At 72.8% G+C, this 13,522-nt stretch carries 14 protein-coding genes; 10 read left to right on the forward strand and 4 right to left on the reverse strand.

Going from position 1 to position 13,522, the window contains the following annotated elements:
• Positions 1–16 precede the first annotated feature (16 nt).
• The 8 genes from ACIPUC_RS21445 (at position 17) to ACIPUC_RS21480 (ending at position 8,152) form a co-directional block, all read left to right on the forward strand.
• Entirely contained in the window at positions 17–940 is a 924-nt protein-coding gene (locus ACIPUC_RS21445; protein ID WP_446591334.1) for an ABC transporter permease, read from the forward strand.
• A gap of 133 nt (positions 941–1,073) precedes the next feature.
• Entirely contained in the window at positions 1,074–1,994 is a 921-nt protein-coding gene (locus ACIPUC_RS21450) for an ABC transporter permease (protein ID WP_446591870.1), read from the forward strand.
• 12 nt (positions 1,995–2,006) lie between these two features.
• On the forward strand, positions 2,007–2,981 hold the full coding sequence (locus ACIPUC_RS21455; protein WP_446591336.1) for an ABC transporter ATP-binding protein: 975 nt from the start codon (positions 2,007–2,009) through the stop codon (positions 2,979–2,981).
• The gene (locus tag ACIPUC_RS21460) at positions 2,974–4,014 is read left to right on the forward strand and encodes an ABC transporter ATP-binding protein (RefSeq protein WP_446591338.1); all 1,041 of its coding nucleotides are present in this window, start codon (positions 2,974–2,976) and stop codon (positions 4,012–4,014) included. Before ACIPUC_RS21455 ends, ACIPUC_RS21460 begins: the two co-directional genes overlap by 8 nt.
• Before the next feature lie 374 nt (positions 4,015–4,388).
• The gene (locus tag ACIPUC_RS21465) at positions 4,389–4,583 is read left to right on the forward strand and encodes a hypothetical protein (protein WP_053677094.1); all 195 of its coding nucleotides are present in this window, start codon (positions 4,389–4,391) and stop codon (positions 4,581–4,583) included.
• Positions 4,584–4,606: 23 nt separating this feature from the next.
• Entirely contained in the window at positions 4,607–5,506 is a 900-nt protein-coding gene (mshB, locus tag ACIPUC_RS21470) for an N-acetyl-1-D-myo-inositol-2-amino-2-deoxy-alpha-D-glucopyranoside deacetylase (RefSeq protein ID WP_446591340.1), read from the forward strand.
• The gene (locus ACIPUC_RS21475) at positions 5,503–5,886 is read left to right on the forward strand and encodes a DUF6113 family protein (protein WP_446591342.1); all 384 of its coding nucleotides are present in this window, start codon (positions 5,503–5,505) and stop codon (positions 5,884–5,886) included. The genes mshB and ACIPUC_RS21475 overlap by 4 nt, the downstream gene beginning before the upstream one ends.
• A 358-nt stretch (positions 5,887–6,244) precedes the next feature.
• Complete coding sequence (locus ACIPUC_RS21480) at positions 6,245–8,152, forward strand: peptidoglycan binding domain-containing protein (protein WP_446591344.1); 1,908 nt, start codon at positions 6,245–6,247, stop codon at positions 8,150–8,152.
• A 237-nt stretch (positions 8,153–8,389) separates the two neighbouring features.
• Here ACIPUC_RS21480 and ACIPUC_RS21485 read toward each other — a convergent pair whose 3' ends face one another.
• Together ACIPUC_RS21485 and ACIPUC_RS21490 are read right to left on the reverse strand one after the other, a co-directional pair.
• A complete protein-coding gene (locus ACIPUC_RS21485; protein ID WP_446591871.1) occupies positions 8,390–9,115 on the reverse strand; it encodes a transglutaminase family protein in 726 nt (241 codons plus the stop codon).
• Between the two features lie 65 nt (positions 9,116–9,180).
• Positions 9,181–10,167 carry a GNAT family N-acetyltransferase gene (locus tag ACIPUC_RS21490; RefSeq protein WP_446591346.1) on the reverse strand — a complete coding sequence of 329 codons (987 nt, stop codon included), beginning with the start codon at positions 10,165–10,167 and terminating at the stop codon, positions 9,181–9,183.
• Positions 10,168–10,284: 117 nt separating this feature from the next.
• Here ACIPUC_RS21490 and fdxA point away from each other — a divergent pair, with 117 nt between their 5' ends.
• Together fdxA and dapC are read left to right on the forward strand one after the other, a co-directional pair.
• On the forward strand, positions 10,285–10,614 hold the full coding sequence (gene fdxA / locus ACIPUC_RS21495; protein WP_030868357.1) for a ferredoxin: 330 nt from the start codon (positions 10,285–10,287) through the stop codon (positions 10,612–10,614).
• A gap of 107 nt (positions 10,615–10,721) precedes the next feature.
• Complete coding sequence (dapC, locus tag ACIPUC_RS21500; protein WP_446591347.1) at positions 10,722–11,816, forward strand: succinyldiaminopimelate transaminase; 1,095 nt, start codon at positions 10,722–10,724, stop codon at positions 11,814–11,816.
• 81 nt (positions 11,817–11,897) lie between these two features.
• On the opposite strand, the gene ACIPUC_RS21505 is transcribed toward dapC, so the two are convergent.
• Both ACIPUC_RS21505 and ACIPUC_RS21510 read right to left on the reverse strand, forming a co-directional pair.
• Positions 11,898–12,257: an ATP-binding protein gene (locus tag ACIPUC_RS21505; RefSeq protein WP_446591348.1), complete on the reverse strand. Its 360-nt coding sequence runs from the start codon at positions 12,255–12,257 to the stop codon at positions 11,898–11,900.
• A gap of 248 nt (positions 12,258–12,505) precedes the next feature.
• Entirely contained in the window at positions 12,506–13,507 is a 1,002-nt protein-coding gene (locus tag ACIPUC_RS21510) for a hypothetical protein (protein ID WP_446591349.1), read from the reverse strand.
• Between the last annotated feature and the right edge of the window lie 15 nt (positions 13,508–13,522).

The following is a 13,522-nucleotide window of genomic DNA, read 5'->3' on the forward strand; positions in this document are numbered from 1 at the left end:
GATCCTGGAGCAGTCCATGGGACGTTACGTGATCCGGCGGCTGCTCCAGATGATCCCCGTGTTCATCGGCAGCACCTTCCTGATCTTCTTCATGGTGTACGCGCTGGGTGACCCGGTCGCCGCCCTCTTCGGCGACAAGGCGCCCGACCCGGCGACCGCCGCGCGCATCCGCAAGGACCTCTACCTCGACCGCCCCCTGTGGGAGCAGTACCTCCACTACATGGGCCAGATCTTCCAGGGCGACTTCGGCACGGCCTTCAACGGCCAGAAGGTCACCGAGCTCATGGCGACGGCCTTCCCGGTCACCCTGCGGCTGACCGTCGTCGCGATCCTCATCGAGATCGTCGTCGGCATCACCCTCGGCGTGGTCAGCGGACTGCGCCGCGGCAAGTCCATCGACACCTCCGTCCTCGTGATGACCCTCGTCGTCATCTCGGTGCCCACCTTCGTGACGGGCTACCTGCTCCAGTTCCTCTTCGGCGTCAAATGGGGCTGGGTCCGGCCCACCGTCTCCCCGGACGCCCCCTTCGGCGAGCTGATCCTGCCCGGCGTCGTGCTCGCCCTCGTCTCGCTCGCCTACGTGACCCGGCTCTCGCGCACCTCCATCGCCGAGAACGTCAGGGCCGACTACGTGCGCACCGCGGTCGCCAAGGGCCTGCCCCGCCGCCGGGTCATCACCCGCCACCTGCTGCGCAACTCGCTGATCCCGGTGGTCACCTTCATCGGCACCGACATCGGCGCGCTGATGGGCGGCGCCATCGTCACGGAGCGGATCTTCAACATCCACGGTGTCGGATACCAGCTCTACCAGGGGATCCTGCGCAACAACGCCCCCACCGTGGTCGGCTTCGTGACCATCCTCGTCATCGTCTTCCTGCTGGCGAACCTGCTCGTCGACCTGCTCTACGCGGTCCTGGACCCGAGGATCCGCTATGCCTGAGCCAGAGCGCCCCGAGCACCCCGACCAACTGGAGCACCCCGAGCGGCTGGAGCTTCCAGAGCGTCCCGAGGCCTACGACCCGCTGCAGCCGGGGAAGCAGGCGATCATCGCGCCGACCGGACAGGGAGGGGCCATGGACCTGGCCCTGGAAGAGGCCGAGAGCCTGGAGAAGCCCCTGGAGCCGACCGGCGGCCCCGGCCCCCGGGAGCGGGCCCGCTCGCTGTGGTCCGACGCCTGGCACCAGCTGCGCCGCAACCCCGTCTTCCTCCTCTCCGCCCTGCTGATCCTCTTCCTCGTGGTCATCGCCATCTGGCCCCAGCTCATCGCGAGCGGCGACCCCCTCAGGTGCGACCTGTCCAAGTCCCAGCAGGGCTCGGCCCCCGGCCACCCCTTCGGCTACGACACCCAGGGCTGCGACGTCTACACCCGTACCGTGTACGGCGCCCGCGCCTCCATCACCGTGGGCGTGTGCGCCACCCTCGGCGCCGCCCTGCTCGGCTCCGCGCTCGGCGGGCTCGCCGGCTTCTTCGGCGGCTGGTGGGACGCGCTGCTCTCACGGGTCGCGGACATCTTCTTCGGCATCCCGGTGATCCTCGGCGGCCTGGTCTTCCTGTCCGTCGTCACCAGCACCACCGTCTGGCCCGTGGTCGGCTTCATCGTGCTGCTCGGCTGGCCGCAGCTCGCCCGCATCGCCCGCGGCTCGGTGATCACCGCCAAACAGAACGACTACGTGCAGGCCGCCCGCGCGCTCGGCGCCGGCAACGGCCGGATGCTGCTGCGGCACGTGGCGCCCAACGCCGTCGCGCCCGTCATCGTCGTCGCCACCATCGCGCTCGGCACCTACATCGCCCTGGAAGCCACCCTGTCCTTCCTCGGCGTCGGCCTGCGCCCGCCCACCGTCTCCTGGGGCATCGACATCTCCAACGCGGCCTCGCAGATCCGCAACGCCCCGCACATGCTGCTCTACCCGGCGGGCGCGCTCAGCCTGACCGTGCTCGCCTTCATCATGCTCGGCGACGCGGTGCGCGACGCCCTCGACCCCAAGCTGCGCTGAGGAGCCCCGCACATGCTGCTCGAAGTCCGCGACCTGCACGTGGAATTCAAGACGCGCGACGGAGTCGCCAAGGCGGTCAACGGCGTCGACTACTCGGTGGACGAGGGCGAGACGCTCGCCGTGCTCGGCGAGTCGGGCTCCGGCAAGTCGGTGACCGCCCAGGCCGTGATGGGCATCCTGGACATGCCGCCGGGCCGGATCGCGGGCGGCGAGATCCTCTTCAAGGGACAGGACCTGCTGAGGATGAAGGAGGAGGACCGGCGGAAGATCCGCGGCGCCGACATGGCGATGATCTTCCAGGACGCCCTCTCCTCCCTCAACCCCGTGCTCAGCGTCGGCGCGCAGCTCGGGGAGATGTACGAGGTCCACCGCGGGATGTCCCGCAAGGACGCCAAGGGCAAGGCCGTCGAGCTGATGGACCGGGTGAAGATCCCGGCCGCCAAGCAGCGCGTGGGCGACTACCCGCACCAGTTCTCCGGCGGCATGCGCCAGCGCATCATGATCGCGATGGCGCTGGCCCTGGAACCCTCGCTGATCATCGCGGACGAGCCGACCACCGCCCTGGACGTCACCGTCCAGGCCCAGGTGATGGACCTGCTGGCCGAGCTCCAGCGCGAGCTCAACATGGGCCTCATCCTGATCACCCACGACCTGGGCGTGGTCGCCGACGTTGCCGACAAGATCGCCGTCATGTACGCGGGCCGGATCGTCGAGGCGGCCCCGGTGCACGAGATCTACAAGGCGCCCGCCCATCCGTACACGCGAGGCTTGCTGGACTCCATCCCGCGCCTGGACCAGAAGGGCCAGGAGCTGTACGCCATCAAGGGCCTGCCCCCGAACCTGCTGGCCATTCCGCCCGGTTGCGCCTTCAACCCGCGCTGCCCGATGGCCCAGGCCGTCTGCCGGGCCGAGGTCCCGCCGCTGGCGCGGGTCGCCGAGGACCGCACCAGCGCCTGCTTCTTCTGGAAGGAGTGCCTCCATGGCTGAGTCCCTTCTGGAAGTGAAGGACCTGGTCAAGCACTACCCGCTGACCCAGGGCATCGTCTTCCGCAAGCAGGTCGGCGCGGTCAAGGCCGTCGACGGGGTCTCCTTCGAGCTGCGCGCGGGCGAAACGCTCGGCATCGTCGGCGAGTCCGGCTGCGGGAAGTCGACCGTGGCCAAGATGCTGGTCAACCTGGAGCGGCCGACGGCCGGCGCGATCTCGTACAAGGGCGAGGACATCACCAAGCTGTCCGGCAGGGCCCTGAAGGCCGTCCGCCGCAACATCCAGATGGTGTTCCAGGACCCGTACACCTCGCTGAACCCCCGTATGACGGTCGGCGACATCATCGGGGAGCCGTACGAAATCCACCCCGAGGTGGCTCCGAAGGGCGACCGGCGCCGCAAGGTCCAGGAACTCCTGGACGTGGTCGGGCTGAACCCGGAGTACATCAACCGCTATCCGCACCAGTTCTCCGGCGGGCAGCGCCAGCGCATCGGCATCGCCCGCGGGCTGGCCCTCCGGCCCGAGATCATCGTCGCCGACGAGCCGGTCTCCGCGCTCGACGTCTCCGTGCAGGCCCAGGTGATCAACCTCCTGGACCGGCTCCAGGCCGAGTTCGACCTGTCGTACGTGTTCATCGCGCACGACCTCTCGATCGTGCGGCACATCTCCGACCGGGTCGGCGTCATGTACCTGGGCCGGATCGTGGAGATCGGCACGGACACCCAGATCTACGAGCACCCGACCCACCCGTACACCCAGGCCCTGCTGTCCGCCGTCCCCGTGCCCGACCCGGAGGCCCGCGCCCGCCGCGAGCGCATCATCCTCTCCGGCGACGTGCCCTCACCGGCCAACCCGCCCTCCGGCTGCCGCTTCCGCACGCGCTGCTGGAAGGCCCAGGACAAGTGCACCGTGGAGGTGCCGCTGCTGGCGGTCCCCGCGGTCTTCCCGTCCGGCCCGGCGGCGCACCCGTCGGCCTGTCACTTCGCGGCGGAGAAGCACGTGGTCCCCTCGCCCCCGGAGGAAGCCGGCCCGTAGTCCCGCCCCTTGAACCTCCCCTCCCTGTCGGCCGACTATTTCCGGCCACCCCGCATATCCCACGCCACGACGGCGGCCTCGGCCCCAACACCATTTACACGCGGGCAACTTGACCGTTTCTGCCCCGAGATCTGGGGCGTGCAGTCTGGACGGCGTGCGGCCGTGCGGGTGCCCACAGCCGGCCGGAGGGGCGTACACCCCTCCGGCCGGCCTCTCGTGTGCCCCTGCACGTGCGCGCCATGCGCCCCTCGTGCTGCCGGAATTCGATCGATGCGCTGGTACGGAAAGTTATGATCCGTAGCGCACGGTGGGTATGAGTCCCGCCGAGCACTAATACGCGTACCGATGTCCGCTCGACGTGGAGGTGAAACGCCGTGGCACTCTCGATCTCGGCCGTGGTGCTGCTGGCGATCGTCGTATTCCTGCTGGTCCGAAGGTCGGGCCTGAAGGCGGGACACGCGGTGGTCTGTGTGCTCCTCGGTTTCTACCTGGCGAGCTCCACCATCGCCCCGACCCTCAGCCAGCTCACTTCGAACGTGGCCAGCATGATCAGTGGCCTCAAGTTCTGAGCCGTGCCTCGTAGGCTAGGCCCATGAACGGTCTTCCCGCCCGTCGGCTGCTCCTCGTGCACGCGCACCCGGACGACGAGTCGATCAACAACGGCGTCACCATGGCCAAGTACGCGGCCGAGGGGGCCCACGTCACCCTGGTGACCTGCACCCTCGGCGAGGAGGGAGAGGTCATCCCGCCCGACCTCGCCCACCTGGCGGCCGACCGCGACGACAGCCTCGGCGCCCACCGGGTCGGCGAGCTCGCCGCCGCCATGGCGGAACTGGGCGTCACCGACCACCGGTTCCTCGGCGGCCCCGGCCGCTACCGGGACTCCGGGATGATGGGCGCCCCGCAGAACCGCCGCCCGGAGGCCTTCTGGGCCGCCGACGTGGACGAGGCCGCCGCCCACCTCGTGGAGGTGATCCGGGAGGTGCGGCCGCAGGTGCTGGTCACCTACGACCCGCACGGCGGCTACGGCCACCCGGACCACATCCAGGCCCACCGGGTCGCCATGCGCGGCGCCGAACTGGCCGCGGAGGGCGCGTACCGGCGCGACCTGGGCGAGCCGCACGCGGTCGGGAAGATCTACTGGAACCGCGTGCCGCGCTCGGTGGTCGAGGAGGGCTTCGCCAAGCTGCGCGCGGTCACCGGTGACGAGGTGCCCTTCCCGGGGCTGGCCTCGCCCGAGGACGTGCCGGGGGTCGTCCCCGACGAGAGGGTCACCGCCGAGATCGAGGCCGCCGAGGAGCTCGTGGCGGCCAAGGCGGCCGCCATGCGGGCCCACGTCACCCAGATCGCCGTGGACGGGCCCTTCTTCGCCCTCTCCAACGACCTGGCGCAGCCGCTGTTCGCCCGGGAGTACTACGAACTCGTCGCGGGCCGGCCGGGCGTACCGGCGGGCGAGCGCGAGCGCGACCTGTTCGCGGGGGTGACGGCGTGACCGGGACGCTGACCCCGGCGCGGATCGCCGGATGCCTGGGCCTGCTGGTGCTGGGCGCGCTGACCGGCCTGGCCGGCTGGCTGGTGGTGGACCTGTGGTTCCCCGGCGGCCTGTTGCTCGCGCTGCTGGCGGCCTTCGGGCTCTTCCTCGGGGGGCGGATCGCGCTCGGCACCGGACTCGGGGTGGGCGGTGCCGCGGTCGGCTGGTTCCTGGCGTACGTGATGCTCGGTGTCCCGCGCCCCGAGGGCGACTTCCTGCTCAGTTCGTCCGGAATCGGCATGTACGTCTACCTTTTGGGTGGAACGGTCTTCGCTGTGATGTGCGCCACGATGCGCGGTCCGCTGGATCGGCCGGTTTCGGCCGCGCGTCCTGCCAAGTGACGTGGTGTCGGACTCCGTAGAGGTGGCCGCTCCCGGTGCCGCGCGGGGGCTCGCGGGCGGCTTCAGGGGGGGTTGGCGGGAGCTATGAGGAACCCCTGATTCCTGGTGGTCAGTTGCGCGAGGGCGGCGGCCAGTATGGTGGACGGGCCGCCGAGCTGCCCGCGCACGGTATGACGGGCGGCGGAGCCAACCGGGAGAACCTGCCTTGAGTCGTGAAACCGACAGTTCGTCCTCCGGGCCCACAGGGCGCGGTGGAGCCGCCTACCCCTCGGGTACACCGCCGTATGGAACCGGCCAGTATCCGTCCACGGCTGTGCCACCTGGGCCTGGCGCGGCGACTGCCCCGGAGGAGAACCCTGTGACCTCGAAGCCGTCCACGCCCGACTCGGACGGGCCCAAGACCGAGACCACCCTGACGACCCGGATCCGGATCAACATCCCGGGTTCGCGGCCGATCCCGCCGGTGGTCGTCCGCAAGGCGATGGGCCCTGCCACCGACGCGGCCGAGGCCGCGTCACCGGCTCCCGCACCGCAGGCGCCCCAGCCGGCGCCGGGGCGGGCGGCCGCGCCGCCGGTCGCACAGCGGCAGCAGCCCGTGCCGACCCGGATCGAGGCCGAGCGGGAGCCCGCCCAGCGGCCCGCGCCCGCAGCCCAGGCCCCGGCCGGGACCGAGGAGCCCGCCAGCAACTGGTTCGCTCCGCGCAAGGCGCCCAGCCCGGCGCCCGCCCCCGCTCCCGCCCCGGCGCCCACGCCGCCGCCCGGGCCCGCCGCGGGACGCGCACCGGCCCCGGCCCCGCACCAGGCCCCGGCCCCGCGTCCCGCCCCGGCTCCCGCGCCCGCGCCCGGTCCGGGGATCACCCCGCCGCCTCCGGCCGGCCCGGGCGCCGGCTACCCGCCGCCCGTGCGCACCCAGGCCGCGCCCGCACCGGACGCGGGCTTCGCGCCGCCGCGCACCCCGCCTCCGCCGGTCGCCGACTACGGCCCGCTCGCGGGCGGCCCCGGGGCGCCCGGCGGCCCCGGCGCCGGGCCGGCCCAGGGCTACCCGGCGTACCCCGGCGGCCGGGACGACACCGGCCCGGTCACCGAGGCGTTCCCCGCCTACGGCAGCCAGGGCGACGGCATCCCGGCCGGCCCCACCGCGGGCCCCGGCTTCGGGAGCGGCCCCGTCGGCGGCCCCGGGGGCGCGGAGGCCCCGCGCTGGCCCGGACCCGAGATGGACCCGTCGCAGGCGCAGGCCCCCACCCCGGTACCGGCGCCCGCGCCCGCCGCCCCGCGCCCCGCGCCCGGGCAGCAGAAGGCCGGCGCCAAGGCCGCGAAGCCCGCCAAGAAGGGCCGCTCCAAGCTGGTCCTGCTCGGCGGCGGCCTCGTGGTGCTGCTCGGCGTGGCCTACGGAGCCGGGCTGCTCCTGAACCACTCCGACGTCCCCAAGGGCACCACCGTCCTCGGAGTCGACATCAGCGGCAGCCGCGACGAGGCCGTGGCCAAGCTCCAGACGGCCTTCGGGACGCGCGCCGCCGCCCCCCTCCAGCTCAGCGTCGGCGGCAAGCAGGTCGAGCTGAAGCCCGAGAAGGCCGGCCTGACCCTGGACAGCCAGACCACCGTCCGCAACGCCGCGGGCAGCGACTACAACCCGGTCACCGTCATCGGCTCCCTCCTCGGCAACGAGCGCAAGGCCGACGCCGTGATGCCGGTCGACGAGGAGAAGCTCCAGGTCGCGCTCCAGGAGCTCGCGGGCACCGCCGGCACGGCCACCGAGGGCACCATCACGTTCGACACCGGCAAGGCCGTGGCCGTCCCCGGTACCCCCGGCACCACCCTCGACGTGGACGCCTCCGCCGCCCAGGTCACCCAGGCCTTCCGCGACATGGTCGCCACCGGCAACGCGGCCGTGGCCGAACTGCCCGTGACCACCAAGGCACCGGTCATCGACCAGGCCGAACTGGACCGCGCCATGAAGGAGTTCGCCGAACCGGCGATGTCCGCCAACGCCACGGTCAAGATCGGCAGCAAGTCCATCGCCTTCGGCGCCAAGTCCCTGCCGAAGATCCTCAGCATGCAGCCCGTCGAAGGCCACCTCGTCGAGAAGTTCGACCTGGACGCCCTCAAGGAGACCTACGGGAACACCTTCGACGGCATCACGATCACCCGCGGCACCGGCGCCAAGACCGCCGTCACCCCGCAGGACGTCGCCGGCGCCCTCGGCAAGGCCCTGCGCGGCAAGACCACGGCCGAACGGACCGTGGTCGTCGACACCAACGCGAGCTGACCCCCACACGGTCCGCAACCCCGGCTCCGCCGCCCCTGGGGCTCCGCCCCAGACACCGCGCCTCAAACGCCGGCGGGGCCGGGTTTGCGGCTGAGCGGCGCTCGAAGGTGCCGCCCGGCGCGCTGCGCAGGCGGCATCAGCCGAAATCCAGCCCCTCCGGCGTTTGAGGAGCGGGGTACGGGGCGGAGCCCCGGGTCTTGAGCCGCGCCGAGCGGAGGGCCCGGGCCGCAGCCCGGCCTAGTTCAGGAGGGCGCGGGCGGCGGCGGCTTCGCCGCGGATGCGGGAGGCCGCCTCGGAGTCGACCGCGTCGACCACGGCGGCGTACGCCTCCAGCTCGGCCGCGCCCGCCTGGAAGGAACCGCGTTCGACCAGCAGCCGCGCCCGCTCGTACCGCAGCGACGCCGGATGCGACGGCAGCAGCAGCGACAGCTCCAGCGCCCACAGCGCCACCCCCGACTGCTCCGGCCGGGACGCGGCCCAGGCCCGGATGTTGTTCAGGATCCGCAGGACGATGTCCAGCGTCCGCGCCGGCTCCCGCGGGCCCTGCGCCAGCTCCGCCGGCCCGGCCCCGAGCGACGCGCCGCCCGCGAACGGGTCGACCACCACGCCCTCCTCCGGGTCCCCGAAGCCCACCACGAAGTGCCCCGGCAGCCCCAGCCCGTACACCGGCGCGCCCGCCCGCCGGGCGACCTCCAGCCAGACGACGGACAACAGGATCGGCAGGCCGCGCCGGCGCCGCAGCACCTCGTGCAGGAGCGAGGACGACAACCGCTCGTAGTCCGCCGGGGTCCCGTGGAAACCGAGCCGGCCGCCCAGCAGCTCCGTCACCGCCGACGCCCAGGCCCGCCCGCCCCGCAGCCCGTAGGGCAGCATCCCGGCCAGCCGGTCCAGCTCGATCTGCGCCCAGTCCACGGCCCGCTCGTCCAGCTCCGGATCCGCCTCCGCCGCCAGCAGCAGGCACATCAGCGCCAGGTCCGGCCGCTCCGACCGCGCCTCCGCCGCGAACTGCTCGCGCCGCTCCGCCGAACTCACGGCGCCGCCCGGTAGTGGTGGTACGTGTGGTGCGTGGCGAAGCCCAGCCCGTCGTACAGGGCCAGCGCCTGCGGGTTGTCCGTCTCCACCTGGAGCCAGGCCGCCGAGGCGCCCTCCGCCAGCGCCCGCCGCGCCAGCGCCGCCATCACCGCGGTCGCCAGCCCCTGCCGCCGGTGCGCGGGATCGACCGTCACCGCGGCGAAACCGGCCCACCGCCCGTCCACCACGCACCGCCCGATGGCCCGGGCACCGGGCAGCGCCGCGAACCACACCGACGGGCCCTCGACCAGCAGCCGCCGGGCCACCTCCGGGTCGCTGACCCTGCCGTAGCGCCCGAGCCACGCCTCGTCCGGGGTGCGGGTCAGACGTACGGCCCCGGCGGCGGGCGCGTCCACGTCCCCGACCGGCGCCAGCGCCCCGGTCCGCACCTCCGCCGACACCTCGGCCGCCCACCCGCGCCGCTCCAGCTCCGCGATCAGCAGCTCCTGGGTGCCGACGGCCCCCGTAGCGGCCTGCACATACGCCGGAAGTCCTCGTTCCGCGTACCAGGAGGTCACTCGAGCGAGTGCATCGTCCAGCGGCATCCCCGGATCGCCGAGCGGCAGCACCGAGTTCGCCCGCCGGGTGAATCCGGCGGCCGCCCGCAGCGTCCACTCGCCCAGCGCCTCGCTCTCCAGCGGCTGCCAGGACCGCGCGGCGACCCTCGAAAGCTCCTCGAAAGAGGCCGCAGGACCCCGCCGGCGAGCCGGTGCGGGAGGCACGATCTTGCCCGCGACCAGCGAGGATTCCGCGATGCGGACGGACTTTCCATTCTTTTGTGTGATCAGCAGCACACCCGCGTCCCAGGATGTGAGAACCCCTACGGTGTCCGTGAACGCGGGGGCCCCGCTCGACCCGCCCTCCACCCGTCGTACAGAGACTCGTTTACCCACGTCAGCAGGGGTGATACGGACCTCCAGCAGTCCACCGGCAGTGATTTCCACAGCTCTGTCCGCCCCTCCTGTTCGGATCGTGCCCGGGAACGGAGATACTAGGTGCGGGCATCGACGACGCCGCGCTCCCGCGCGATATGGAAAGCCCTACCGAGGAGGAACGAGAGCGTGACCTACGTCATCGCGGAGCCTTGTGTCGACGTCAAGGACAAGGCATGCATCGAAGAGTGCCCCGTCGACTGCATCTACGAGGGCCAGCGGTCCTTGTACATCCACCCGGACGAGTGCGTCGACTGTGGTGCCTGTGAGCCGGTCTGCCCGGTCGAGGCCATCTTCTACGAGGACGACACTCCGGAGGAGTGGAAGGACTACTACAAGGCGAACGTCGAGTTCTTCGACGAGCTCGGTTCGCCCGGTGGTGCTTCCAAGCTCGGCCTGATCGAGCGCGACCACCCCTTCATCGCGGCGCTGCCCGCCGACATCAACCCTTCTCACTGAGGGTTCACGGCACACGCGCCACTCGGTCCCGTACGGCCTGCCCGCCGCACGGGACCGAGGTGTTTCCCGACCTTCGCGTCCAGCACCCAGAGAGAGCAGAGACCACCGTGGCCGCAGTATCCGACCGTCTTCCCGCCTTCCCCTGGGACAAGCTGGAGCCGTACAAGAAGACGGCGGCGGCCCACGCGGACGGCATCGTCGACCTGTCGGTCGGCACGCCCGTGGACCCGGTGCCCGAGCTGATCCAGCGCGCCCTGGTCGGCGCCGCGGACTCCCCGGGCTACCCCACGGTGTGGGGCACGGCCGCCCTGCGCGACGCGATCACCGGCTGGCTGCGCGGCCGCCTCGGCGCGAGCGCCGCCGAGCACCGCAACGTCCTGCCGGTCGTCGGCTCCAAGGAGCTGGTGGCCTGGCTGCCGACCCAGCTGGGCCTGGGCGCCGGGGACAAGGTGGCCTACCCCCGGCTCGCCTACCCCACGTACGAGGTCGGCGCGCGGCTGTGCGGCGCCGAGGCCGTCGTCTACGACGAGCCGACGGAGCTCGACCCGGCCGGCGTGAAGCTGCTGTGGCTCAACTCCCCGTCCAACCCCACCGGCAAGGTCCTCTCCAAGGAGGAGCTGATCCGGATCGTGGCCTGGGCGCGCGAGCACGGGATCCTGGTCTTCAGCGACGAGTGCTACCTGGAGCTGGGCTGGGAGGCCGAGCCCGTCTCCGTCCTCCACGACGACGTCTGCGGGGGCTCGTACGAGGGCCTCGTCGCCGTCCACTCGCTCTCCAAGCGGTCCAACCTGGCCGGCTACCGGGCCGCCTTCATCGCCGGTGACGCGGACGTGCTCGGCGAGCTGCTGGAGATCCGCAAGCACGGCGGCATGATGACCCCGGCCCCGGTGCAGGCGGCCGCGGTCGCGGCGCTCGGCGACGACCGCCACGTCGAGGAGCAGCGCGCCCGCTACGCGGCCCGCCGCGCCGCGCTGCGCACGGCCCTGGAGGAGCACGGCTTCCGGGTCGAGCACAGCGAGGCGAGCCTCTACCTGTGGGTGACCCGGGACGAGCCCTGCTGGGACACCGTGGCCTACCTCGCCGACCTGGGCATCCTGGTCGCGCCGGGCGACTTCTACGGGGAGGCGGGCGCGCGGTTCGTGCGGGTGGCCTTCACCGCCACCGACGAGCGGGTCGAGGCCGCGGTCAAGCGCCTGGGCTGATCCGGCGCGCCGACCGCCGCCGGACAGCCCGAAGGGGCCGGGAGTTCGTGCTCCCGGCCCCTTCGGCGTTCCTGCGGCGGGTCAGCCCAGCAGGCCACCGGGCAGGCCGCCCGGGAGACCGCCCGGCAGACCGCCGGGGAGGCCGCCCGGCAGGCCGCCAGGCAGCTCACCGGCCGGCGCGGCAGCCGCCGGCAGCTGCTGCGTGGTCGGCAGGCCGCCGAGCAGGCTGCCCGCCGTGTTGGTCACGTCGGCGGCGGGGGCGGGTGCCGGAAGGGCCTCGACGGCGGTGCTCGCCGTGTCCGTGGCCGCCGCCGTCGTCGCGGCCGCGGTGTCCGGGGCGTCCGCGGCGCTGGCCGTGCCGGCCGCACCGACCACGGGGGCTGCCCCGGCTGCGAGGAGCAGCGCGGTACGGGCGATCCGACGGGTCAGGGGGAGGGACATGTTGCTCCTAAGCGGTAGCGGCTAGGTACGCCGTGTACAACCGCTCGAGGGGCGGGTGGAGTTGCGGAGCCGGTGGGTAAAAGATCGGTAACGCATCGTTTAATCGGCTTCCGCGACAAGCTCATTGGATGCGCGCTCACCAGGCCTTCTGTCCCTCCGGGGCCCCCGCAGCGGCCGCCTCGGCCACCCCCGCAGGAGTGACGTCTCGTACGCGCGGCCGGGTCTCGGCGGACTCCGTTCCGCCCGGCTCAGCGGGCGATGAAGATCCGGACCTCGTCGCCGAGCGAGTTGTGCGGATCGCCGTCGCCGGACTTGCCGGGGCCGCCCTTGTCCTGCCACACGCCCCGGGCCTGCCCGCCGATCCAGCCGCCGCCCCGGTACGAGACCCGGGCGATGCCGAGCTCGTGCGACCGGGCCACCGCCCAGTGCGCCATCGCCCGGCCGCGGCGCTCCTCCGCCGGGCCGCCGTTCGGCTTCAGCCGCAGGTTGATCTCCTGCTCCGGGATCCCGCCCGCACCCGTCCGGCCGGCCGCCGCGCCGCCCGAACCCCCGCCTGCCGTGGCGCCGCCTGCCGTGGCGCCGCCCGTGCCGCCCGCGCTGCCGGCCAGCGCCTCCTTGCCGAAGGCGCGCAACAGCTCCGCCTTCACCTTCTCCGGATCACCCTTCAGCGGGGCCGGGCCCGAGCAGAACAGCACTCCGCCGTCGCCGAAGGCCGCCGTGAGGACCGTCGCGTCCGTCTCGTGCTTCGCGTACGCCTGCGGGTAGCCGCTGCGCTGCACCTTCTGCGCCGCCACCGTCAGCGGCATCCGCGAGTACCCCGGAACCTCGACGAGGCGGTCGTAGAAGATACCGGCCGAGTACACCGGGTCCGTGATCTGCGCCGGGGTGCCCCAGCCCATCGAGGGCCGCTGCTGGAACAGGCCCAGCGAGTCCCGGTCGCCGTGGTCGAGGTTGCGCAGCGCCGACTCCTGCATGGCCGTCGCCAGCGCGATGGTCACTGCACGGTCCGGCAGCCCCTTGGAGATGCCGACGGCGGCTATCGTCGCCGCGTTCGCCGCCTGCTCCGGGGTCATCTCGTACTTCTGCCCGCCGCCGGCGGTCGCGGTGGCCGTGCAGTACGGGGCGCCGGCGCCGCCGTTGGAGTACCGCTGGACGGCGAAATAGCCGATGACCGCGAACAGGACGAGCAGGCCGACGGCCGCGCGGAGCGGCCTGCGGCGACGGGGGCGAGGACCACGGGATTCGGACACGCGGCCCACCGTACT

This window comes from Streptomyces sp. LARHCF249, from assembly GCF_052871255.1.